Origin of the sequence: Pseudoduganella lurida (assembly GCF_007830455.1) — a bacterium.
Lineage (GTDB): Bacteria > Pseudomonadota > Gammaproteobacteria > Burkholderiales > Burkholderiaceae_D > Rugamonas > Rugamonas lurida.
On record NZ_VLLB01000001.1, the window covers coordinates 988992 to 1012684 of the forward strand.

Consider the following 23693-nt stretch of genomic DNA (forward strand, 5'->3'; position numbering starts at 1 on the left):
TAGCCACACTAATCCTGCTATTGTCCGGCGCGTTGCACCGCTTTGGTGCCGCGCGCCCGTGCAATGCGGTTCAATAGGTCTTGTAAGGCAGGAATTTCCCCGACATGGTGATGCTCACGCGGTCGCCGGCCGGATCCGGTTCGCGCTGCATGTCCATGCGAAAATCGATGGCGGACATGATGCCGTCGCCGAACTCTTCATGGATCAGCGCCTTGAACGTGCTGCCATACACGCTCACCAGTTCATAGAACCGGTAGATCAGCGGGTCGGTCGGCACGGCCGTGGGCAGCGAACCCCGGTACGGCGGCTGCTGCAGCACCAGCACGGCCTCCTCCGGCAGGCCGAAGATGTCGCCGATGATGGCGGCGTGCTTCGCGGTGAACGTCATCTGGCCCAGGCAGCCGGCCGTCACCCACTCCTTCGACAGCCCCACGCGCTCGGCCACGTCGGCCCACTTGATGCCTCTCAGGATACGTTCGGTAATGATCATTTCGGTCACATCGGTGCGTTGCATGCGGCTCTCCTCGCGGTTGACTGGTACCGTTCCGTTGCAGGAAACATGCCAACCGTGGCAAAAGCGAAACGACATTAACGAAATTTAATGATTCGCACAGTCCGTGTTAATGCGCGGCCCGGCATAGTGCACACTTCCCAGACCCCATTCAGTTCCGGATCCGACCCATGCCTTCGATTTCCCCGCGCCGCGCCGCGATTGCAGCCACCCTGGCCACCCTGCTCCTTGCCGCCTGTGGCGAGAAAGACAAGAAACCGGTGGCCGACGCCGTGCCCGAAGTGGCCGTGCTGACGGTGGCGCATACCAGCCTGCCCGTCAGCATCGAGCTGCCCGGCCGCACGGCGCCGTTCCTGCTGGCCGAGGTGCGCGCGCGGGTGGACGGCATCGTGCAGGAACGCACCTTCACGGAAGGGTCGGACGTGAAGAAGGGCCAGCCGCTGTACCTGATCGATCCGGCACCCTACCGCGCCACCCTGGCCAGCGCCGAGGCGCAGCTGCAGCGCGCCCAGGCGAACGCGGTGAGCAGCAACGCGCAGCTCGAACGCTACAAGGTGCTGGTGGGCGGCAATGCCGTCAGCAAGCAGGCCTTCGACAATGCCCAGGCCGCGCAGCTGCAGGCCGCCGCGGACGTGGCGGCCGCGAAGGCTGCCGTCACCACCGCGAAAATCAACCTGGGCTACACGAGCGTGACGGCGCCGATCGGCGGCCGCAGCAGCGTCTCGCAGGTCACCCAGGGCGCCTACGTGCAGGGCGGCTCGGCCACGCTGCTCACCACCATCCAGCAGATCGATCCCATGTATGTCGACCTGCAGCAATCCAGCGTGGAAGGCCTGGCGCTGCGCCGCGATGTCGTGGCCGGCAACATCCGCCTGACGGGATCGGACCGCGCCAGGGTGTCGCTGAAACTGGAAGACGGCACCACCTATCCCCGCAGCGGCACGCTGGAAGTGAGCGGCGTGACGGTCGATCCGGCCACCGGCTCCGTCACGCTGCGGGCGCGCTTCCCGAACCCCGACCACCTGCTGTTGCCCGGCATGTTCGTGCGCGCCAGCGTGGGCCAGGGCGTGCGCGAAGGCGTGGTGCGCGTGCCGGCGCCGGCCGTGACGCGCAATCCCCAGGGCGAGGCCACCGTGATGCTGGTCGGCGCCGACAGCAAGCTGCAGCAGCGCACCATCCAGACCGGCGCGCTCGTCGATGGCCACTGGACCGTCGACGAGGGCCTGAAGGATGGCGAACGGATCGTCGTCAGCGGCATCCAGAAACTCAAGCCCGGCATCGTGGTCAAGGCCACCGCTGCACAGGCGCCGCAGGCCGTCGCGCGCGCCGCCGACAAGACCGCGCCGCAGCGCTGAGGAACCGCCCATGCCCAAGTTCTTCATCCAGCGCCCCGTCTTCGCCATCGTCATCTCGCTGCTCATCATGCTGGTGGGCGGCATCGCCCTGTTCAAGATGCCCGTCGAGCAGTACCCGCCCGTGTCGCCGCCAGCCGTGCAGATCCAGGCCACCTTCCCCGGCGCCTCCGCCGAAACGCTGGCCAACACGGTGGTGCAGGTGATCGAGCAGCAGATGACGGCGATCGACAACCTGCTGTACATGACGTCCACGACCGACGATACCGGCCAGTCCACCACCACCCTCACCTTCGCGGCCGGCACCGATCCGGACATCGCCCAGGTGCAGGTGCAGAACAAGCTGCGCGCCGCCGAGCCGCGCCTGCCGAGCGAGGTGCAGCAGTCCGGCCTGCGCGTGACGAAATCGACCAGCGACTTCCTGATGGTCGCCGCCTTCGTCTCGGACGACAACAGCATGAGCAAGTTCGACATCGCCAATTACGTGGCGGCCAATATCCAGGATCCGCTCAGCCGCATTCCCGGCGTGGGCAGCATGAACCTGTTCGGCACGCAGTACGCGATGCGCATCTGGCTCGACCCGGTCAAACTCACCAGCTATGCCCTGACGCCGCTGGACGTGAACACGGCGATCCAGGCGCAGAACGTGCAGATCTCCGGCGGCCAGCTGGGCGGCTCGCCGGCCGTGGCGGGCCAGACGCTGAGCGCCACCATCAACGAGGCCAGCCTGCTGCGCACGCCGGACCAGTTCAACAGGATCCTGCTGAAGGTGCAGCCGGACGGTTCGCGCGTGCGCATCGGCGACGTGGCGCGCGTGGCGCTCGGTCCCGAGAACTACAACGTGGACGTGCGCTACAGCGGCAAGTCCGCTTCCGGCCTGGGCATCCAGCTGGCGCCGGGTGCCAATGCGCTGGCCACCGCCGACTCGGTGCGCGCCCGCCTGAAGGAACTGGGCCAGTACTTCCCGCACGGCCTGCGCGTGGTCTACCCGAACGACGTCACGCCGTTCATCGAGGTGTCCATCCACGAAGTGGTCAAGACCCTCATCGAAGGCATCGTGCTGGTGTTCCTCGTGATGTACCTGTTCCTGCAGAATATCCGCGCCACGCTGATTCCGTCGATCACGGTGCCCGTGGTGCTGCTGGGGACCTTCGGCATCATGTCGGCCCTGGGCTTCACGGTGAACACCCTGTCGATGTTCGGCCTGGTGCTGGCCATCGGCCTCTTGGTCGACGATGCCATCGTGGTGGTGGAAAACGTCGAGCGCGTGATGCACGAAGAGGGACTGGGACCGTACGAGGCCACCGAAAAGGCGATGGGCCAGATCACCAGCGCGCTGATCGGCGTGGCACTGGTGCTGTCGGCCGTGTTCGTGCCGGTGGCCTTCTCCAGCGGCACGGTGGGGGCCATCTACCGCGAGTTCTCGCTGACGGTGGTGGCGTCGATGCTGCTGTCCGTGTTCATCGCGCTGACCCTGACGCCGGCGCTGTGCGCCATGCTGCTGAAACGCCCCGACCCGGGCCACCACGAGAAGCGCGGCTTCTTCGGCTGGTTCAACCGGGGCTTCGACCGTTCGCGCGACAAGTACCTGGGCGGCGTCTCCGGCATCATCCGCCGCCGCGGCGTGTGGATGATCCTGTACGCGGTGCTGGTCGGTATCGTGGCGCTGCTGTTCGTGCGCCTGCCGGGCGGCTTCCTGCCGAAGGAAGACCAGGGCTACATGTTCGTGCAGGTGCAGACGCCGGCCGGCAGCACGCTGGAAACCACCGGCCGCGTGCTGGAGGAGATCAACCAGTACCTGCTGAAGGACGAAGGCGCGATGGTCGACTCGACGTTCATGACGAACGGTGCCAGCCAGCCGAACCGGGGCCAGAACCAGGGCCGCCTGTTCGTGCGCCTGAAGCCGTGGGATGACAGAAAAGAAGAAGCATCAGGTGTCGGCGCCCTGTCGGCCCGCATCGCGGCACGCTACGCCAACTACCAGGGCGCGCAGGTGACGCCGGTGGAACCGCCGCCGATCCGCGGCCTGGGCTCGGCCACCGGCTTCTCGCTGCAGCTGCAGGACCGGGGCGGCCTCGGTCACGAGGCGCTGGCGAAAGCGCGCGACCAGCTGCTGGCGCTGGCGAAGAACGAGCCGGCGCTGACGCGCGTGCGCTTCACCGGCCAGGCCGACAATGCCACCTACAAGATCAACATCGACCGCGAGAAGGCGGCGGCGCTGGGCGTGAGCCTGGCCAATGTCGACCAGACCTTCTCGACGGCCTGGGGCTCGCGCTACATCAACAACTTCCTGGACACGGACAACCGCATCAAGCGCGTCTACGTGCAGGCCGATGCGCAGTTCCGCATGAACCCGGACGACGTCAAGCTGCTGTACGTGCGCAACGGCGCCGGCACGATGGTGCCCTTCTCCGCCTTCGCCACCGCGCAGTGGGCCTGGGGCGCGCCGGCGATCCAGCGCTACAACGGCATCGAGGCGGCCGAGATCCTGGGCCAGCCGTCGGCCGGCCACAGCACCGGCGAGGCGATGGACATCATGGAGCGGCTGATCAAGGAGCTGCCCGAGGGCATCGGCTACGAATGGAGCGGCATCTCGCTGCAGGAACGCCAGGCCGGTTCGCAGGCGCCGCTGCTGTACGCGCTGTCGATCCTCGTGGTGTTCCTCAGCCTGGCCGCGCTGTACGAAAGCTGGTCGGTGCCCGTCTCCGTGATCATGGTGGTGCCGATCGGCGTGCTGGGCGCGCTCGGTGCGGCCACGCTGTTCGGCCTGGAGAACGACGTGTTCTTCCAGGTGGGCCTCCTGACCACCATCGGCCTGTCGGCCAAGAACGCGATCCTGATCGTGGAATTCGCCCGCGAGCTGCAGATCCAGGGCTACACCGTGCTGGACGCGGCGCTCGAATCGGCGAAGCTGCGGCTGCGCCCGATCATCATGACGTCGATGGCCTTCGTGCTGGGCGTGCTGCCGCTGGCGATCGCCACCGGCGCCGGCGCGGCCAGCCAGAACGCGCTGGGCATCGGCGTGATCGGCGGCATGCTGACCGCCACCTTCCTCGCCACGTTCATGATTCCGCTGTTCTTCGTGATCATCGCGCGCAAGATCAAGACCCGCAACGTTGAACAGGCCGGCGAACCTCACGGGACGACCCCCGCCGTGGTCACGGCAAAGGAAGCACACTGACATGAAGACGAAGCTCAATATCCTGCTGCTGGCGGCGAGCGCCGCGCTGGCCAGCGGCTGCGCCCTGCAGCCGGCCTACGAGAAGCCCGCGCCGGCGGTGGCAGCCGCCTACCCGACCGGTCCCGCCTACGCCACGTCCACGGCGGCCATCGGCCTGGGCGCCGCCACGCCTCCCGCAGCGGAGCTCGGCTGGGCCGACTTCCTCGTCGATGCGCGGCTGCGCCAGCTCGTGACGGTCGCGCTGGCCAACAACCAGGACCTGCGCGTGGCGCTGCTGCGCGTCAGCCAGGCCCGCGCCGCGTTGCAGCTGCAGCGCTCCGCCGCCTTGCCGCAGGTGGGACTGGAAGCATCCAGCTCGAACGGGCGCAGCACCGCCGTCAACAGCGCGACGGGCCGCCGCACCGTCGCGCACACGCATGCGGTCGGCCTCGACGCGTCGTGGGAAGTGGACCTGTTCGGCCGCCTGCAAAGCCTGACGGAGAGCGCCCGCGAACAGTATCTCGCCACGGCCTACGGCCGCCAGGCGGCGCACATCCTGCTGGTCTCGCAGGTGGCGGACCAGTACCTGGCCCTGCTGTCCTTCGACGAACAGCTGGCGGCGACGGCACAGACGCTGGAAGCGGCGCGCGAGTCCTACCGCATCGTCAAGCTGCAGTACGACGTGGGCACCACGTCGGAGCTGGACGAATCGCAGGCGCAGGGCGTGCTGCAGCAGGCGCTGGCCAACCTGTCGGCCCAGCAGCGGCTGCGCGCCCAGGCGGAAAACGCCCTCGTGCTGCTGCTCGGCCAGCCGCTGCCGGCGGACCGGGCACCGGCCACGCCACTGGAACAGCAAGCCATCCTGGCCGACGTGCCGGCCGGCCTGCCGTCCGACCTGCTGCTGCGCCGGCCCGACATCCTGCAGGCCGAGGCGCTCCTGCGCTCGGAAACCGCGGACATCGGCGCGGCCCGTGCCGCCTTCTTCCCGGCGATCCAGCTCACGGCCGGTGCCGGCGTGGCCAGCACGGCGCTGTCCGGCCTGTTCAAGGGCGGCGCCGGCGTATGGTCGTTCGCCCCGCAACTGCTGCTGCCGCTGTTCGATGGCGGCGCGCGACAGGCCAACCTCGATGCGGCCCGCGTGGAGCGCGAGATCGCCGTGGCGCAGTACCGCAAGGCGGTGCAGACGGCGTTCCGCGAAGTCTCCGATGGCCTCGCCGCGCGCGGTACCTACGACAGCGAACTGGCCGCCCGCGAACGCAATGTCGATGCGCAGGCACGCCGCGTGACCCTGGCCGAGCTGCTGTACTCGAGCGGCACGAACGACTACCTGACGGTGCTGACGGCCCGGACGGATCTGTACAATGCCCGCATTGCACTGATCGCCGCGCGCCAGGACCGCCTGGCCGCGCTGGTGGACCTGTACCGCGCGCTCGGCGGCGGCTGGATCGAGCGCAATGGCGACGCGCCGGCCGCCGCCGATGCCGGTGCCGACACCGCCGCCCCCGCCCCCGCCCCGGCTTCTTGAACAGGTTGAACCCGAAGTGAAACTGCTCCTCGTCGAAGACAACGAACGCGTGTCCCGCTTCGTCAGGAAGGGCCTGACGGAAGCGGGCCACACGGTCGACCATGCCGACAACGGCCGCGACGGCATGTACCACGCCGTCAGCGAATCCTATGACGCGATCATCATGGACCGCCTGCTGCCGGGCGGGATCGACGGTCTCGCCATCGTCGAGACGCTGCGCCAGGGCGGCAACCGCGTGCCGATCCTGATCCTGTCCGCCCTCGACGGTGTCGATGACCGCATCCTCGGCCTGAAGAGCGGCGGCGACGACTACCTGGTGAAACCCTTCGCATTCGGCGAACTGCTGGCGCGCCTCGATGCGCTGCTGCGCCGCGCGCAGCCGCAGGCGGTGGAGACGACGCTGACCCTGGGCGACCTGAGCGTGGACATGCTGGCCCACAAGGTCACGCGCGCCGGCAAGCCCGTGGCGCTGCAGCCGCGCGAATTCAAGCTGCTCGAATACCTGCTGCGCCATGCCAACCAGGTGGTCACGCGCACCATGCTGCTGGAGAATGTGTGGGACTACCACTTCGATCCGCAGACGAACGTGATCGACGTCCATATCAGCAAGCTGCGCCAGAAGATCGACGCCGGCTTCGCCACGCCGCTGCTGCGCACCGTGCGCAATGCCGGCTACATGCTGACCGACCAGCCGTGACCGGCGCCTGCCCATGTTCATGCTGAGGCTTCCCGGCTTTTCCGCCCGCACCATCGCCATCGGCTACGCGCTCGTCAGCCTGCTGGTGCTGGCCATGTTCGCCGGCCCGCTGTGGTATGGCTGGCACACCAATATCCAGCAGGTGCGCACGGAGCTGATCCGCTCCGATTCGCAGCGCCTGGTGAACCTCTTCAAGCGCAATGGCGCCTATGCCGTGGCGGCCGCGATCGACAGCCAGGCGGCCGGCACCAACGATGGCGTGCGCAAGATCCTGCTGTTCATGGCGCCCAATGGCGTGAAGCTGGCCGGGAACCTGCCCGGCTGGCCCGCCGGCCTGCCCGACCACGACGGGGTGGCCGATGCGACGATTCTGGTCGATGGCGAGGAACGCCGCATCGAACTCAATCGCGTGACGCTCGATGGCGGCTACCGGCTGCTGCTGGCCAGTAACCTGAACCGCTTCGACGAGCTGGAACGCTTCTTCGTCTACGGCCTGCTTGGTTGCGCGGCCACCGTGATGCTGGGCGCCGCACTTGGCGGTGTGCTGATCCGCCGCGCGCTGCTGGCCCGCGTGCAGGGCATCAGCGAAACGACGGCGGCCATTATCGACGGCAAGCTGTCGCGCCGTCTGGCGGTACCGGCCGAAGGCGACGAGCTGCAGCTGCTCACGCGCACCGTGAACGGCATGCTGGACCAGATCGAGCACCTCGTCACCGGCGTGCAGGACGTGTCGAACGCCATCGCGCACGACCTGCGCACGCCGCTGACGGAGCTGCGTGCGCGCCTGGAGGAACTGTCGGTGGCCCGCCCATCCGAGGAAGAAACCTTCGCCGAGATCGATGCCGCCATCAACGATGTCGACCGCGTGATGGGCATCTTCAACGCCTTGCTGCGGCTGGCCGAAATCGACAGCGGCAGCCGGCGCACCGGCTTCGTGGAAGTCGACCTGGCCGAACTGTGCGCCGAAGTGGCGGAGTTCTACCTGCCCCTCGCGGAACTGAAGGACATCGCGCTGACCTTCCAGCCGCACGGCAAGGTAAGCGCCATCGGCGACCCCGTGCTGCTCGCGCAGGCGCTCGGCAACCTGGTGGACAACGCCATCAAGTACGCGCCCGAGCGGGGCACGATCACCATCGCGGCGCGCCGCACCGACCCGGAAACGCTGGCCATCGTGGTGGCCGACGACGGCCCCGGCATCGCCGAAGACGAGCGGCCGAAGGTCGTCGAGCGCTTCTACCGCGTCGATGCGAGCCGCGGCACGCCGGGGGTGGGACTGGGCCTGTCCGTCGTGTCCGCGGTGGCGCGGCTGCATGGCGGCACGCTGGCGCTGGAGGACAATGCGCCCGGCCTGCGCGCCACCCTGCGCATCGCCGCGCGCCGCACGCTGGCCTGATCACCCGATCCCGTGTGCCGCAAGGCCACACATTGTGGTGGCCACCCTTGGCAATGCCGTTGCTCATCGGTTACTCTGGCAGGGCCCGTCCGGCGGCAGGGACGACCGGGGTACGCGGCCATGCACGCCGGCGCGTGCCCACGAGGGACCACACGATGCACGAACTACGCAAAGACGAACTGACGGCGCAGAAGATCGATACCGGCCTGATTTTCCAGCGCATGCTGGGCACCGGCGACGCACGCGACTACCTGGTCGCCGAGAACGTGCCCGAAGCGCTCATCGCGCGCGTGCTCGCCGACCGGCCCCGCTGCCGCGGTGGCGTGCCGGCCGAGCTGCCGCTCCCCGTGGCCGCCGTCGCGGAGATCCATGTGCCACTGTCCGACATGTCCGCGATACCCCTGGCGGTGCCCGACAGCCAGTTCTACAGCAGCGCCGGGCGCCGCCGCAATGTCGTCGGCGCAGCCATCGTGCAGGCGGCCATCACCGTGCGCGAGCGCTATGGCAACGACCGCGCCGAGCGGATGCTGCGCCGCGAAGGCCTTCCGGACGACGTCATCGCCCGCGTGCTGGCGGACGACCGGGGCCTGCGCCGCGCCCGCTAGGCCCATCGTGCGCTGAGTTCCGGCCGGAGCCGGTACCATCGGGCCTTCGACGATTTCCAGGCGCCCGCATGTCTCCCCATCTCGGCCTCGTTTGCATCACCCAGTCCGGCGCCTTCAAGTACCGCACGATCACGCGCAAGCGCCTGCTAGAACAGACGCCGGACACGCAGCGGAAGCTGCTGGACGACATCTACCGCTCCAACATCCAGGCGCTCGACGAGGCGCTGCGCTACTGCGAGCGCGAGAACATCGCGCTGTACCGCATGCCCTCCTCCATCTTCCCGTTTGCCGACGACGACCTGGGTCGCGACCTGCTGGCCAGCTTCGCGCCGGCGCTGGCGCATACGGGCCGGCGCGCGGCGGAACGCAATATCCGCCTCGTGATGCATCCCGACCAGTTCGTGGTGCTCAATTCCGATTCGGCCGGCGTGGTGGCCAACGCCATCAAGATTTTGCAGATGCACGCCGACATCATGGACCTGCTGGCGCAGCCGCGTACGCCATGGGCACTGCTGGAGATCCACGGCGGCAAGGCGAATCGCGCCGATGCGCTGGTCGATTGCATCGCCGGCCTGCCGGACGGCATCCGCTACCGCCTCGGGCTGGAGAACGACGAATATGCGTATGGCGCGGACGAGATCTTCGCGATCTGCCAGCGCAGCGGCGTGCCGATGGTGTTCGACGCGCACCACCACATCGTGCACGACAAGCTGGCCAGCTACGACGATCCGAGCGTGGCCGAGATGCTGGCGAAAGCGCGCAGCACCTGGGCCGAGCCGGCGCACCAGCTGGTGCACATCTCGAACGGGCGCGAAGGGTTCAACGACCGCCAGCATGCGGACCTGATCGAGACCATGCCCGCCGCATACGCGGGGGCGCCATGGATCGAGATCGAGGCCAAGGCGAAGGAAGAAGCGATCCGGAAGCTGCGGCCCTGGCAGGAGCAGGCGGGCGTGCGGGTGGCGTAGGCATCCTTCGCGGACAAGGAAGCCGCCGTTTCGGTAGAATTCGGCCATGAATCCCGCCATGAAGTCTTCCGACCTTAGCACGGATGCCGCGCTGCGCATCGACCTGATTCCCGGCACGATGTGCGACGACCGTTTGTGGCACAAGCTGCTGCCGCTGCTGCCGGCCACCATCACTCCCGCCTTCGTGCCGCTGTACAAAGGGCGCACCCGCGCGCAGATGGCGGCCCTGGTCGCGGCGCACTCGGCACCGGCGGCCCACCTCGTCGGCTTTTCGATGGGCGCGTACCTGGCGCTGGAACATGCGCTGGCGCACCCGGACCGCGTGCGCTCGCTGGTGCTGATCGCCACGTCGGGCCGCGGCCTGCGGCCGGAAGAAAAGGAACGCCGCCAGCGCACCATGGCCGCGCTGGAGAAGCACGCGTTCGCAGGCATGCCGATGAACCAGCTGCGCAGCTTCGTGCATCCTGCCCACCTGGACGATGCGTCGATCGCGGGCACGATCCAGCAGATGGCCCTCGACCTGGGCAAGGCGACGATGCTGGCGCAGTTCGTGGCCTCGATGGACCGCCCCGACCTGATGGCGCGCCTGACCGAGCTGCGCTGCCCGGTGCTGGTCGTGGGCGCGGAGGACGACCAGATGGTGGGCGCGGCGGAACTGCGCGCCATGGCGCCGCTCGTGCCACGCGGCTCGCTGGCGATCCTCGACGGCAGCGGCCACATGATCCCGCTCGAGGTCCCGCAGCCCCTGGCCACTGCGCTCGTCACGTTCTACGGCGCCTTCAGTCACTGAACCGGTATCCGCCCCGCCCACAACGGCTTCAGGAATATTTACTTAGGACTCTTGACTATATCGGCGAAGCGCGTATGATCCAGCTTCAGGAAACGTGATCACACGGATGCCGCAGGCGGTGCAGGGCAGGCCCGAGATACTTAGGAGTCTTTGATGTCGTGCGACGAACGCTTATACTGCGACGATGGACATACAACCAGAAACCCCGTGGGATGGCACGCCGGACGTCTCCTCCCGCATCGTGACGGCGATCGGCCGGATCGGCGGCGTGCTGCGTTCCGGCGTGTGGGCGTTTGCCACGGCCGAGGGACTGAACCCGGCGCAGGTGGAGATCCTGCAGCTGCTGTACCGGCGCAGCCGGGGCGTGCGGCTCACGTGGCTGGCACGGCAGCTGTCGATCTCCAGTGCCAGCGCCAGCGATTCGGTGGCGTCGCTCGTCTCGAAAGGCCTGCTGCGCAAGGCGCGCGACAGCGAGGATGCGCGCGCCACGGCACTGTTCCTGACGGATGCCGGCGCGGCGCTGGCCGGCCGCGCAGGGGCTGCGCTGGGCTTCGCGGACGATGCGGCGGCAGCCCTGCCGGAGGCCACGCAACTGGCGCTGCTCACCGGCCTGTTCCGGCTGATCGCGGGACTGCAGCAGACGCAGCGCTTTCCGGAACTGCGCGCCTGCCTGTCCTGCCGGTTCTTCGAGCCGGACCGGTACCCGGGGCAGCCGACGCCGCATCACTGCGCCCTCGTCGACGCGCCGCTGCCACTGAAGTTCCTGCGCATCGACTGCGCGGAGCACGAACCGGCGGACGCCGACAGCGAACGGCGCAACTGGCGCATCTTCACCTGAGCACCGCTGGCGCATCATGTACCGGTGCCTGCATGTCCGGTGCCTGCATGCCCGGTGTTCGCATGCCCGGTGTTTGCATGCCCGTGTTCGCATGCCCCGGTGCTGGCACCGTCACAGGCGATCCACTATGTCCTGGTGCCTGGCACCGGGACACCGTCACAGGCGATCCACTATGTCCTGGTGCCTGGCACCGGGACACGAGCATCCCGCAGGGACGGCCGATGTGTAGCCGGAACTGGTGGCGGCGCGCGCAAGGATGCACGCGGTGCCGCACCACCGCCATTTTTTCTGGAGCCATTATTTAGGACTCCTACCATCGACACGGCCCCGTGGCCAGCCGTGCCGGTTCCCCAACGGCCCATACTGAAAGGAAGCACCATGTCCCGCATCGCACTCGTCACCCCGTCCGCCGCCGAAGGCAAGGCAGCCCGGTTGCTGGAACAGATCCACGGCGCATTCGGCGCCACGCCCAATATGTTCCGCGCCGTGGCGAACTCGCCTGCCGCGCTGCAAAGCATGTGGAGCGCGTTCGGCGCGCTGGGTGGTGGCACGCTCGGCGCCAGGCTCGGCGAGCAGATCGCCGTCGCCATCGCCGACCGCAACGGCTGCGAGTACTGTCTTGCCGCCCACACGGCGCTGGGCCGCAAGGCCGGCGTGGGTGCCGACGACATGGCCGCCGCGCAGGCCGGCCGCTCGGGTGACCCGAAGACGGCCGCCGCCCTGGCGTTCGCGCTGGCCATCGTCGAACGCCGTGCGCACATCGGCGAAGCGGACGTGCAGGCCGTGCGCGATGCCGGTTTCGACGATGCCCAGATCGTCGAGATCATGGCGCACGTGGCATTGAACCTGTTCACCAACTACGTGAACGTGGCCTTTGCCGTGCCGGTCGACTTCCCCGGCGTGAAACTCAATACCAGGGGAGTGAACGCGAAATGACTGCGGCGCTGATGCAGGCCGGCGCGGAATTCGACACCGTGGCCTGGCTCAACACGCATCGGCCGGTCACCCTTGCCGCCCTGCGCGGCAAGGTGGTGGCGGTGCATGCGTTCCAGATGCTGTGCCCCGGCTGCGTGGCGCACGGCCTTCCGCAGGCCCAGGCCATCCGCCGCAGCTTCCCCGCTGGCGAAGTGGAGGTGCTGGGCCTGCACACGGTGTTCGAACACCACGACGTGATGACGGAGCGCGCGCTGCAGGCGTTCCTGCACGAGTACCGCGTCGATTTCCCCGTGGGGATCGACCGGCCGGCCGCCAGCGGCGCGGTGCCGCGCACGATGGCGCTGTACGGCATGCGCGGCACGCCCACGCTGCTGCTGTTCGACCGCCAGGGCCGGCTGCGCCACCATCTGTTCGGCCGCACCGACGACCTGCAGGTGGGCGCGCTGATCGGCCAGCTGGTGGCGGAGGAAGGTGTCCGGTGCGACGACGATGGCTGCCGGATCGGCGTCGGGTCCCCGCTGCCGGTGCGGTGAACGGGCGGCGCGTCGCCAGCGCCGCAGGGCACGCGCCGGCTGCACACGCCGGCGCGGCGCGGGACACGGACGTGCTACCTTTCAATGCCGCCCGGCGGCCCCACATGTTAACGATGCCTTTGCCCACGATGTTATCAACCAGCCTCGCCCCCGCTCCCCTCGACTGGCAGGCCTTCCACCCCGCCGTCAGGGCCTGGTTCACGGCCACCTTCCCGGCCGCGACGGAAGCGCAACGCCGCGCCTGGCCCCTGATCCAGAGCGGGCGAACGACACTGATCGCCGCGCCCACCGGCTCGGGCAAGACACTGACGGCCTTCCTGGCCGCGATCGATGCGCTGGTGGCCGAGAGCAGCGTCACGCCGCTGCCGGACGAGACGCGCGTGCTGTATGTCTCGCCGCTGAAAGCCCTGTCGAACGATATCCGCGTCAACCTGCTGGCGCCGCTCGAAGGCATCGGCAGGGAGCTGGCCGCGCTGGACCTGCCGCCGCACGGCATCCGCAGCGCCGTGCGTACCGGCGACACGCCGCAGGCCGAACGCAATGCGATGCGCAGGCGCCCGCCGCACATCCTCGTCTCCACGCCGGAATCGCTGTACGTGCTGCTCGGTTCCGACAGCGGCCGCGCCATGCTGGCCACCGTGCGCACGGTGATCGTCGACGAGATCCACGCCGTGGCCGGCGGCAAGCGGGGCAGCCACCTGTCGCTGAGTCTCGAACGGCTCGATGCGCTGTGCGGCTGCCCGCCTGTGCGCGTGGGCCTGTCCGCCACGCAGAAGCCGATCTCGGCGGTGGCAGACTTCCTTGCCGGCGCGGGCAGGGAATGTGCCGTGGTCGACGTGGGCCATGTGCGGGCGCGCGACCTGGGCCTGGAGCTGCCGCCCGTGCCGCTGGAAGCCGTGATGCCGAACGAGGTGTGGGATCGCGTCTACGACCGGCTGGCCGAACTGACCGTCCTGCACCGCACCACCCTCGTGTTCGTGAACACGCGCCGCATGGCCGAGCGCATGGCGCGCCACCTGGCGGACCGCCTCGGCGCCGAGCACGTGGCGGCCCACCACGGCAGCCTGGCCAAGGAATACCGGCTCGATGCGGAACAGCGCCTGAAACGGGGCGACCTGCGCGTGCTGATCGCCACGGCGTCGCTGGAACTGGGCATCGACATCGGCGACGTGGACCTGGTCTGCCAGATCGGTTCGCCGCGCAGCATCGCCTCGTTCCTGCAGCGCGTGGGGCGCTCCGGCCACCACGTGGGCGGGCTGCCGAAAGGCCGGCTGTTCCCGACCTCGCGCGACGACCTGATCGAATGCGCCGCCCTTCTGGACTGCGTGCGCCGCGACGAACTCGATCTGCTGCACATCCCCCGCGCACCGCTGGACGTGATGGCCCAGCAGATCGTGGCGGAAGTGGGCAGCCGCGAGTGGAACGAGACCGAATTGTTCGACCTGATCCGCGGCGCCACGCCGTACGCGGGCCTGGCGCGCGACCGCTTCGATGCCGTGCTGGCGATGCTCACCGACGGCTACACGGGCCGCCAGGGCACGCGTGGCGCCTACCTGCACCGCGACATCGTCAGCGGCACCGTGCGGGCGCGGCGCGGCGGCAAGCTGACGGCCGTCACCTCCGGCGGCACGATTCCGGACAACGCCGATTTCACGGTGGTGCTGGAACCGGCCGGCCAGAACATCGGCACCGTGCACGAGGACTTCGCCGTCGAAAGCCTGGCCGGCGACGTCTTCCAGCTCGGGAACACCTCCTACCGCATCCAGCGGATCGAGGCCGGCAAGGTGCGCGTGGAAGATGCGCACGGCGCGGCGCCGAACATCCCGTTCTGGATCGGCGAGGCGCCGGGCCGCACCGACGAACTGTCGCTCGGCGTGGCGCGGCTGCGCGGCGAGATCGACCGGCTGCTGGGCGAAAAGGAGGACGGCGGCGACGCGATCGAGCATGCCGTTGCATGGCTGTTCGAACACCTGGGCCTGCACGACGAGGCGGCGCGCCAGATCGTCGACTACCTGGCCCGCGCCCGTTCCGCGCTGGGCGCCCTGCCCACCCGCGACACGCTCGTCATGGAGCGCTTCTTCGACGAGTCGGGTGGCATGCAGCTGGTGCTGCACACGCCGTACGGCAGCCGCATCAACCGCGCCTGGGGCCTGGCGCTGCGCAAGCGCTTCTGCCGCACCTTCAACTTCGAACTGCAGGCCGCGGCCACCGAGGACGCCATCGTGCTGTCGCTGTCCGACAGCCACAGCTTCCCGCTCGACGAAGTGTGGCGCTACCTGCGCTCGAACACGGCCGAGCATGTGCTGGTGCAGGCGCTGCTCGATGCGCCGCTGTTCAACGTGCGCTGGCGCTGGAATGCCACGACGGCGCTCGCTCTGCCCCGCTACACGGGCGGGCGCAAGGTGGCGCCGCAGCTGCAGCGCATGAAGAGCGACGACCTGCTGGCCGCCGTATTCCCCGACCAGGCGGCCTGCCTGGAAAACATCGTCGGCGAACGCGAGCTGCCCAGCCACCCGCTGGTGGACCAGACGCTGGACGACTGCCTGCACGAGGCGATGGACAGCGAGGGCTGGCTCGCCCTGCTGCGCCGCATGGAAGCGGGCGAGGTGCGGCTGCTGGCGCGCGACCTGCCGGCTCCATCGCCGCTGGCGATGGAGATCCTGAACGCGCGTCCCTACGCCTTCCTGGACGATGCGCCGCTGGAGGAGCGCCGCACCCAGGCCGTGCTGAACCGCCGCTGGAGCGATCCCGCGTCCACCGACGACATGGGGGCGCTCGATGCCGGCGCCATCGAAGCGGTGGCCGACGAAGCGTGGCCGGGCGTGCGCAACGCCGACGAGATGCATGAAGCGCTCGTCGGCCTGGCCTGCATCACGCGCGCAGAAGCGGACACCGACGATGGCTGGAACACCTGGCTGGCGGCGCTGGCGGGCAGCGGCCGCGCCACCCGCCTGCAGGGCGGTGGCGCGGACTTCTGGGTCGCGCTGGAACGGCTGGCCATGGTGCAGGCGGCGTATCCGAAGGCCGTCGCCACGCCGGCGCTGGCCATTCCCGAAACGCTGGCGATGAACGGCGACGAGGCGTGGACGCGCGATGCGGCGCTCGTCGAGCTGCTGCGCGCGCGGCTCTCCGGCTTCGGGCCGCAGCCGCTGGCGACGATCGCATCCTCGCTGGCCCTGCCCGAAAGCACCGTCACCATCGCGCTCACCAGCCTGGAAAGCGAAGGCTATGTGATGCGCGGGCGCTTCACGCCAGGCGTGGCGGACGAGGAATGGTGCGAGCGCCACCTGCTGGCGCGCATCCACCGCTACACGATCCGGCACCTGCGCCGCGAGATCGAACCCGTCGAGCGGCAGGACTTCATGCGCTTCCTGTTCGAGTGGCAGCACCTGACGGACGAGGCGCAGCTGCGCGGCCCCGACGCGCTGCCGCAGGTACTGGCCCAGCTGGAAGGCTACGAGGCCGCGGCCGGCGCCTGGGAAAGCGAGCTGCTGGCCGCGCGCGTGGACGACTACTCGATGCTGTGGCTCGACGAACTGTGCCGCGCCGGCCGCATCGTCTGGACGCGCGTCGGTGCGCCGGCCAGTGCCGCGGGCGGGCCGGTGCGCAGCACGCCGCTGGTGCTGCTGCCGCGCCGCCAGCTGTCCCTGTGGCATGCGCTGCCCGCCGTCGCCGCCGAGGTGGAAGTGTCGTCGCGCGCCGTGCGCGTGCTCGATGCGCTGCGCCAGCATGGCGCGATGTTCTTCGACGAGCTGTCGCACGATGCCCGCCTGCTGGGCGCCGAACTGGAAGACACGCTGGGCGAACTGGTGGCGACAGGGCTCGTCAATGCCGACAGCTATGCCGGCCTGCGCGCGATGCTGGTGCCGGCCAACAAGCGCAACACGATGGACCGCAAGCGGCGGCGCGGCGCCGGTCCGACGATGGAGGAAGCGGGCCGCTGGGCCCTGGTACGGCGCGCCGAAGGCATGACGATCCGTGAAAAGGGCTTCGACATCGAAGGCGGTGAAACACCCGCAGCACCGGCCCGTGCACCGGCCCCGGTGCGCCGCCCGCGCACGGCGCCGGAAACCCTCGAGCACATCGCCATGACGCTGCTGCGCCGCTACGGCGTGATGTTCTGGAGCCTGCTCGACCGCGAGGCGGCCTGGCTGCCGCCGTGGCGCGAGCTGCTGGCCGTGTACCACCGGCTGGAAGCGCGCGGCGAGGTGCGCGGCGGGCGCTTCGTGGCCGGCCTGTCCGGCGAACAGTTCGCGCTGCCGGAAGCGATTCCGCTGCTGCGCGAGATGCGGCGCCGGCCGCATGCCGGCAGCTACGTGGCCGTCTCCGGCGTGGATCCCCTCAACCTGTGCGGCACGCTCCTGCCGGGCGACAAGGTGCCTGCGCTGGCCGGCAACCGCATCCTGTTCCGCGACGGCGCACCGGTGGCCACCCAGGTGGCGGGCAAGTTCCACTACCTGCACAAGCCCGATCCGGCCGAGCGCGAACTGCTGCGGGCGCGGCTCATCGTGTCGCGCTAGTCCTGCGGGAAAACGGGCTTCGCCACCCTGCCGTACAATGCCGGGACATCCAGGCGAGACCCACACTTTGAGCGACAGCATCGATTTCCTTTCCGGCGGCGGCACCATGGGCGCACTGATCCGCGGCCACGACTGGACCGCCACGTCGCTCGGCCCGCCGGCGGGATGGCCGCAGCCGCTCAAGACCGTCGTACGCCTGCTGCTGACCAGTAACCACCCAATGTTCATCTGGTGGGGCGACGACCTGGTGCAGTTCTACAACGACAGCTACAGCCACACGCTGGGACCGGAACGGCATCCGTCGGCCCTCGGCGCGCGGGGCCGCGAGTGCTGGGCCGAAGCCTGGCACCTGATCGGGCCGGACATCGAAAGCGTGATGACCGCGGGCGCCGCGCCGTGGTACGAAGACCGGCTGGTGCCGCTGACACGCAACGGCCAGCGCGAAGATGTCTGGTGGACCTACGGCTACAGCCCGATCGAGGACGGCGACCGCGTGCGCGGCGTGCTGGTCATCTGCAACGACGTCACGCGCGAGCACGTCAGCCGCGAAGGCCTGCGGCAGAGCTACGACACGCTGATCCAGACGATGGACGAAGGCTTCTGCGTGGCGCAGATGGTGCGCGACGCAGCGGGCCGCCCGGTCGACTACCGGTTCGTGGAAACCAACCGCGCCTTCGCGCTGCAGACGGGCCTGGACGATGCCAACGGCCGCCGCGTGCGCGAGCTGGTGCCCGGCATCGAGCAGCGCTGGATCGACATCTACGGCGAGGTGGCGGCTACCGGCGTGGCGCGCCGCTTCGTCGAAGGGTCCGAGACGATGGGCCGCTGGTTCAATGTGTACGCCAGCCCGGTCGGCCATATCGACGATGCCGTGGCCCTGCTCTTCACAGACATCACGGAAAAGCGCCGCGCCGAAACGGCCCTGGTGGCCAGCGAGGAGAAGTACCGCGCGATCGCCGAAGCGATGGCGGCCGCCAATGAACGCAAGGACGAATTCCTGGCCATGCTGGCCCACGAGCTGCGCAACCCGCTGGCACCGATCAGCAGCGCCGCGCAGATCCTGCGCATGCCGGACATGGGCGCGCCGCAGGTGGCGCACGCGGCGGAGGTGATCGGGCGCCAGGTGCGGCACATGACGGAACTCGTCGACGACCTGCTCGATGTGTCGCGGGTGCAGCGCGGGCTGGTGGAACTCGATTGCGCACCGGTCGACATGAAGGCCGCCGTGCAGGCCGCGATCGAACAGGCGCGCCCGCTGATCGAACGGCGCGGCCACGTGCTCGTCACCCGCATCGCATCGGGCGATGCAGTTGTGCTGGGCGACCGCAAGCGGCTGATCCAGGTGGCAGCCAACCTGCTGACCAATGCCGCGAAATACACCGAGCCGCCGGGCGAGATCACGGTCACGCTGCATGCGGGGGCGAACGAAGTGCGGCTCGACGTGGCCGATACCGGCATCGGCATCGAGGCCCGGCTGCTGCCCCACATCTTCGACCTGTTCACGCAGGCCACGCGCACGCCGGACCGCTCGCAGGGCGGGCTCGGACTGGGCCTGGCGCTGGTGCGCAGCCTGGTCGGCCTGCACGACGGCAGCGTGGCCGTGCACAGCGACGGCATCGGCAAGGGCAGCGTGTTCACCGTGCGCCTGCCGCACCATTGCGCGGCCGTGGCACGGGAGCGGGAACCGGCCTGCATCGGCTCGCGCAATGGCGCCAGCAAGCGCGTGCTGATCGTCGACGACAATGTCGACGGCGCCGAGGCGATGCAGCAGCTGCTGGCCGCCGCCGGCCACGCGGCCGATGTGGCGCACGATGCCGATGCGGCGCTCGGCAATGCCCGGCCGTTCGACGTCTACCTGCTCGATATCGGCCTGCCCGGCATGAGCGGACATGCGCTGGCGCAGGTGCTGCGGCAGCGTCCCGGCAGCGCGGCCGCGAAGCTCATCGCCGTCAGCGGATACGGCCAGCAGCAGGACATCGCCGCGTCGCTGGCGGCAGGCTGCGATGCGCACATCACCAAGCCGGCCGATATCGGCGCCCTGCTCGCGCTCATCGGCAGCGAGCGGCCGCCAACATAGGCAGACAGCTGCTCTCGCTGGCGGCGCTGCAGCAAAAAAAAATCCCGCCATGGCGCGGCGGGATGAACACCAGTCCGTGACCCGGACCGGCGGAGGAGCGTTGCAGGTCAGCAGCGCAATTCGCGCTGTCCGTCCCCGCCCGCAGGGACCAGCCCGTGTCCTGGTGCCAGGCACCGGGACACCTGAGCCATGTCCTGGTGCCTGGCACCAGGACACGAACTGGGCGGCTACTTCGGCAGCGCCAGCTCGCCGTCGACCTGCAGCGTTGCCTGGGTGACCTGCGCATGCTTTGGCTGGCCGCCGCCCGCATAGACCGTGTACGCACCGGCACGCACCTTGCGGTTGCCTTCCGCATCCACCTGCGACAGCGTGCGGGCATCCAGTTCGAGCGTGACCTGTTCGGTCGCCCCCGCTTTCACGTGCACGCGGCGGAAGCCCGCCAGCACCGGCTTCGACCGGTCGCCCGGCTTGCCGAAGTAGAGCTGCACGACCTCGTCGCTATCGCGCCTGCCGGTATTCTTCACCGTGACCGTGGCCTGCAATGCATCGCCGGCCTTCAGCCGCTGCGCCGACAGCGACGGGGCGGCATACCGGAAGCTGGTGTAGCCCAGGCCATGGCCGAACGGATACAGCACGGGACCGTCGAAGTAGCGGTAGGTGCGGCCCGTCATCGTGTAGTCGGTGAAGGCCGGCAGATCGGCTTCCGAACGGTGGATCGTGTACGGCAGGCGGCCCGCCGGGCTCACGTCACCCTTGAGCACACGGGCAATGGCCGCGCCGCCTGCCTCGCCCGGGTACCAGGCCTGCACGATCGCATCGGCATTGGCCTCCACCCACGGATCGGAGATCGGCCCACCCGTCAGGTAGACGACGACCAGCGGCTTGCCCGTGGCCTTGACGGCCTGCAGCAGGCGGCGCTGCGCGTCCGGCAGGGCCAGCGTGATGCGGTCGCCGCCGCGGAAGCCGGGATAGTCGACCTTCATCGACTCGCCTTCCAGGTCCGGCGACAGGCCCACCAGTGCCACCACCGCATCGCTGCTTCTCGCGGCCGCGACGGCCGGCTCGATCAGCACGTCCTGCGGCGTCACCCATTCCAGCGCGCTGGCGCGGTCGTCCTCGCTGCGCACGTAGTCGATGCGCACGCGGCGCGGCTTCGTGTCGTCGAACGTGAATTCGATGCGGTTCATCTTCTGCTGGCAGTTGCCGGCCGAGCAGACGGCAGCATTGCCCGCGCCGATGCCGGCCAGTTCCGGCGTGACGACCAGCTGGTCGTCGATCCACACCTTGATGTTCGGCAGCGGCCGGTCCTTCGGCACCACCATGCGGAAGCCCAGCTCGTACTTGCCGGCCTTCGGCGGCACGATCACGCCGCTCCACCGGATCGAGAACTGCTTCGGCGTGAAACCGGCCGGCGCCGTGTGCTCGAAATTGAAGTTGATGACGGGATCGACCCGCGTCATCTTTGGCGTGCCGGCGAATTCGAGGTTGTCGTAGTACTCGCCTTTCAGGCCGTGCTGCGCGCTGTCGGCGGCGACCTTCAGGTACGTCTCCGGGATCGGCGTGCGCATGCCGTCGATCAGCGGCGCGCCTGCGGCATACTGCACGCGCGCCGCGCCGAAGGCCTTGCGCAGGCTGTCCACGGGCAGCTCCACGTTCACCATGGCGCCGTTGTAGTTGCCCTCCAGCGTCTGCAACAGCGCCGCGTTCGGGCCGATCACGGCGATCTTCGACGTGGCCTGCAACGGCAGCACGTTGCGGCGGTTCTTCAGCAGCACGATGGCTTCCTCGGCCGCCTGCAGCGCCAGCGCCCGGTGCTGCGGCGAATTGATCGCCTCATACGGCACGGCATCGTGCGCGCTGCCGTCCAGGAGTCCCATGCGGATGCGCGCTTCCATCAGGCGCAGCAGCGACCGGTCGATCTCCGCTTCCGTGATCAGGCCCTGCTTCACCGCTTCCGGCAGGCCCAGGTAAGTAGTGCCGCAGACCAGGTCCGTGCCCGCCTTGACGGCGGTGGCCGAGGCGTGCGCACGGTCCGGCGAGGTCTTGAAATCGGTGATCAGGTCGCGCACCGAATCGCAGTCGGACACGACGAAGCCCTTGAACGACCAGTCCTTGCGCAGCCGCGTTTCCAGCAGCGGATTGGCGCACATCGGCACGCCGTCCACCGCGTTGTAGGCGCACATCAGCGAGTAGGCGTGGGCATCGACGATCGCGTTGCGGAACGCCGGCATGTAGGTGTCTTCCAGGTCGAACGGCGCCACGTTCACGTTGAAGCTGTGGCGCAGCGGCTCCGGACCGGAGTGCACCACGAAGTGCTTCGGCGTGGCGACACCCTTGTAGAGCTTCGGATCGGTGCCCTGGATGCCGCGGATGAAGGCCATGCCCAGCTGGCCCGTCAGGTGCGGATCCTCGCCGTAGGTTTCCTGGCCCCGGCCCCAGCGCGGGTCGCGGAAGATGTTGATGTTCGGTGTCCAGTAATTGACGCCGAAGTAGCGGTTGGTGCCTTTCGGATCGCGGCGCAGCGCGGCGTTGTAGTTGGCGCGGCCTTCCAGCGCGATGGCATCGGCTGTCTGTTCCATCAGCTTCGTGTCCCAGGTGGCGGCCAGGCCGATCGCCTGGGGGAACACGGTGGCATTGCCGGCGCGTGCCACGCCGTGCAGCACCTCGTTCCACCAGCCATAGCGCTTCAGGCCCAGGCGCTCGATGGCCGGCGCGCCGCTCTGCATCTGCTCGGCCTTTTCCTGCAGCGTCATGCGCGCCACCAGGTCCCTGGCGCGCACGTCAGGGGCCAATGAAGCATCGCGATAGGCCTGCGCCATGGCGACAGGGGCCGCGAAGGCCAGCGCCAGCAGCAGGGCCATGACACTGGCGCCTGGCGGCGGAGGGCGGGAGGGGGCGCGGTCGGTGGGCTGCATGGGTCTCCTGTGATGTACTTTGATGTGCGCTTGTTGTGCGCACATTCTAGTGAGATCCCGCCCGCCGCGGCATTGCGATCTTTGCCAGGCCGCTTACGAAATTGTCGCGCTAGGCGTCAGGCTCCTTGGCCTTCGCGCCGCCCAGCAGGCGGTCCTTGGCCGATAACAGCTTCTGCACCTTGTTCCCCATCCGCATCAGCTGCGCCAGCGATTCCGGCGACAGGCGCTGCAGGTCGTCGAACCAGTTGTTGGCCAGGTCCACCAGCTCGTACATCTCGCGCATGCGCTCCTGGGCAAACGCATCGTCCGGCGCGCCCGGCTTGACCAGCATCGATTCGCGCAGCACGGACAGGGTGGGCGCGATCTCGCGCCGGCGCCGTTCGGCCGCCACCACCCGGAAGATCTCCCACACATCGCCCAGCGAGGAAAAATACTCGCGCCGGTCGCCGGGCACACGGGTCAGCCGCACCAGGCCCCAGGCCTGGAGTTCCTTCAGCCCGAAGCTGACGTTAGAGCGGGAGATGCCCAGCTTCTCGCCGATATCGTCCGCATGCAGCGAGCGCTCGGTGACGAACAGCAGCGCGTAGATCTGGCCCACGGTGCGGTTGACGCCCCAGCGGCTGCCCATCTCGCCGAAGTGGCTGACAAAGGTTTGTACGAGCGGCGTCACGATGCGAACTTTCACAGGTTTTTGGAAGTTCGATTATCTCATGGGCGTTTTCACCCTGCCAATCCGCCATCTCTTGCGACCCTGCCAATTCCCGACCGCCGCGCTCGGGCTTCCTGACAGCAATTAAATTTAGGCGCATAATTTCAGTGTTTTCTGAAATCTCAGAACGTTCGATAACTACGAAAGAGGGTTGCGCGGGTGGC

Annotated in this window: 16 protein-coding genes; 13 read left to right on the forward strand and 3 right to left on the reverse strand. The window is 68.8% G+C overall.

Going from position 1 to position 23693, the window contains the following annotated elements; genetic code table 11:
• Positions 1–70 precede the first annotated feature (70 nt).
• Positions 71–514 carry a cyanase gene (cynS, locus tag IP91_RS04275; protein WP_145647507.1) on the reverse strand — a complete coding sequence of 148 codons (444 nt, stop codon included), beginning with the start codon at positions 512–514 and terminating at the stop codon, positions 71–73.
• A 167-nt stretch (positions 515–681) separates the two neighbouring features.
• On the opposite strand from cynS, the gene IP91_RS04280 reads away from it, so the two are divergent.
• From IP91_RS04280 to IP91_RS04340, 13 genes are all read left to right on the forward strand, one after another.
• The gene (locus tag IP91_RS04280; protein ID WP_145647508.1) at positions 682–1866 is read left to right on the forward strand and encodes an efflux RND transporter periplasmic adaptor subunit; all 1185 of its coding nucleotides are present in this window, start codon (positions 682–684) and stop codon (positions 1864–1866) included.
• A 10-nt stretch (positions 1867–1876) separates the two neighbouring features.
• Positions 1877–5044: an efflux RND transporter permease subunit gene (locus IP91_RS04285; RefSeq protein WP_145647509.1), complete on the forward strand. Its 3168-nt coding sequence runs from the start codon at positions 1877–1879 to the stop codon at positions 5042–5044.
• Between the two features lies 1 nt (position 5045).
• Positions 5046–6548 carry an efflux transporter outer membrane subunit gene (locus tag IP91_RS04290; protein WP_145647510.1) on the forward strand — a complete coding sequence of 501 codons (1503 nt, stop codon included), beginning with the start codon at positions 5046–5048 and terminating at the stop codon, positions 6546–6548.
• A 16-nt stretch (positions 6549–6564) separates the two neighbouring features.
• Positions 6565–7245 carry a response regulator transcription factor gene (locus tag IP91_RS04295; RefSeq protein WP_145647511.1) on the forward strand — a complete coding sequence of 227 codons (681 nt, stop codon included), beginning with the start codon at positions 6565–6567 and terminating at the stop codon, positions 7243–7245.
• A gap of 13 nt (positions 7246–7258) precedes the next feature.
• Positions 7259–8638, forward strand: a complete 1380-nt coding sequence (locus tag IP91_RS04300) for a sensor histidine kinase (protein WP_229473844.1) — start codon at positions 7259–7261, stop codon at positions 8636–8638.
• 155 nt (positions 8639–8793) lie between these two features.
• Entirely contained in the window at positions 8794–9243 is a 450-nt protein-coding gene (locus IP91_RS04305; RefSeq protein ID WP_145647512.1) for a hypothetical protein, read from the forward strand.
• A gap of 68 nt (positions 9244–9311) precedes the next feature.
• A complete protein-coding gene (gene uvsE / locus IP91_RS04310) occupies positions 9312–10211 on the forward strand; it encodes a UV DNA damage repair endonuclease UvsE (protein WP_145647513.1) in 900 nt (299 codons plus the stop codon).
• Between the two features lie 58 nt (positions 10212–10269).
• The gene (locus tag IP91_RS04315) at positions 10270–11001 is read left to right on the forward strand and encodes an alpha/beta fold hydrolase (protein WP_145647514.1); all 732 of its coding nucleotides are present in this window, start codon (positions 10270–10272) and stop codon (positions 10999–11001) included.
• Positions 11002–11185: 184 nt separating this feature from the next.
• Positions 11186–11839: a MarR family transcriptional regulator gene (locus IP91_RS04320; RefSeq protein ID WP_145647515.1), complete on the forward strand. Its 654-nt coding sequence runs from the start codon at positions 11186–11188 to the stop codon at positions 11837–11839.
• A 378-nt stretch (positions 11840–12217) separates the two neighbouring features.
• A complete protein-coding gene (locus tag IP91_RS04325; protein WP_145647516.1) occupies positions 12218–12775 on the forward strand; it encodes a carboxymuconolactone decarboxylase family protein in 558 nt (185 codons plus the stop codon).
• Positions 12772–13308: a TlpA disulfide reductase family protein gene (locus IP91_RS04330; protein ID WP_199754476.1), complete on the forward strand. Its 537-nt coding sequence runs from the start codon at positions 12772–12774 to the stop codon at positions 13306–13308. Before IP91_RS04325 ends, IP91_RS04330 begins: the two co-directional genes overlap by 4 nt.
• A gap of 128 nt (positions 13309–13436) precedes the next feature.
• The gene (locus IP91_RS04335) at positions 13437–17828 is read left to right on the forward strand and encodes a DEAD/DEAH box helicase (protein WP_229473846.1); all 4392 of its coding nucleotides are present in this window, start codon (positions 13437–13439) and stop codon (positions 17826–17828) included.
• A gap of 67 nt (positions 17829–17895) precedes the next feature.
• Positions 17896–19905, forward strand: a complete 2010-nt coding sequence (locus IP91_RS04340) for a PAS domain-containing hybrid sensor histidine kinase/response regulator (protein WP_158643076.1) — start codon at positions 17896–17898, stop codon at positions 19903–19905.
• Between the two features lie 227 nt (positions 19906–20132).
• On the opposite strand, the gene IP91_RS04345 is transcribed toward IP91_RS04340, so the two are convergent.
• Together IP91_RS04345 and IP91_RS04350 are read right to left on the reverse strand one after the other, a co-directional pair.
• Positions 20133–22820 (reverse strand): glycoside hydrolase family 3 C-terminal domain-containing protein, encoded by a 2688-nt coding sequence (locus tag IP91_RS04345; protein WP_199754478.1) that lies wholly within the window; start codon positions 22818–22820, stop codon positions 20133–20135.
• 109 nt (positions 22821–22929) lie between these two features.
• Positions 22930–23505 carry a GbsR/MarR family transcriptional regulator gene (locus tag IP91_RS04350; RefSeq protein WP_229473857.1) on the reverse strand — a complete coding sequence of 192 codons (576 nt, stop codon included), beginning with the start codon at positions 23503–23505 and terminating at the stop codon, positions 22930–22932.
• Between the last annotated feature and the right edge of the window lie 188 nt (positions 23506–23693).

What these genes read in the sequence shown, in the direction of transcription:
- cynS (WP_145647507.1), bottom strand. Translation starts at nt 514, where the DNA reads ATGCAACGCACCGATGTGACCGAAATGATCATTACCGAACGTATCCTG.
- IP91_RS04280 (WP_145647508.1), top strand. Translation starts at nt 682, where the DNA reads ATGCCTTCGATTTCCCCGCGCCGCGCCGCGATTGCAGCCACCCTGGCC.
- IP91_RS04285 (WP_145647509.1), top strand. Translation starts at nt 1,877, where the DNA reads ATGCCCAAGTTCTTCATCCAGCGCCCCGTCTTCGCCATCGTCATCTCG.
- IP91_RS04290 (WP_145647510.1), top strand. Translation starts at nt 5,046, where the DNA reads ATGAAGACGAAGCTCAATATCCTGCTGCTGGCGGCGAGCGCCGCGCTG.
- IP91_RS04300 (WP_229473844.1), top strand. Translation starts at nt 7,259, where the DNA reads ATGTTCATGCTGAGGCTTCCCGGCTTTTCCGCCCGCACCATCGCCATC.
- IP91_RS04305 (WP_145647512.1), top strand. Translation starts at nt 8,794, where the DNA reads ATGCACGAACTACGCAAAGACGAACTGACGGCGCAGAAGATCGATACC.
- uvsE (WP_145647513.1), top strand. Translation starts at nt 9,312, where the DNA reads ATGTCTCCCCATCTCGGCCTCGTTTGCATCACCCAGTCCGGCGCCTTC.
- IP91_RS04315 (WP_145647514.1), top strand. Translation starts at nt 10,270, where the DNA reads ATGAAGTCTTCCGACCTTAGCACGGATGCCGCGCTGCGCATCGACCTG.
- IP91_RS04320 (WP_145647515.1), top strand. Translation starts at nt 11,186, where the DNA reads ATGGACATACAACCAGAAACCCCGTGGGATGGCACGCCGGACGTCTCC.
- IP91_RS04325 (WP_145647516.1), top strand. Translation starts at nt 12,218, where the DNA reads ATGTCCCGCATCGCACTCGTCACCCCGTCCGCCGCCGAAGGCAAGGCA.
- IP91_RS04330 (WP_199754476.1), top strand. Translation starts at nt 12,772, where the DNA reads ATGACTGCGGCGCTGATGCAGGCCGGCGCGGAATTCGACACCGTGGCC.
- IP91_RS04335 (WP_229473846.1), top strand. Translation starts at nt 13,437, where the DNA reads ATGTTATCAACCAGCCTCGCCCCCGCTCCCCTCGACTGGCAGGCCTTC.
- IP91_RS04345 (WP_199754478.1), bottom strand. Translation starts at nt 22,820, where the DNA reads ATGCAGCCCACCGACCGCGCCCCCTCCCGCCCTCCGCCGCCAGGCGCC.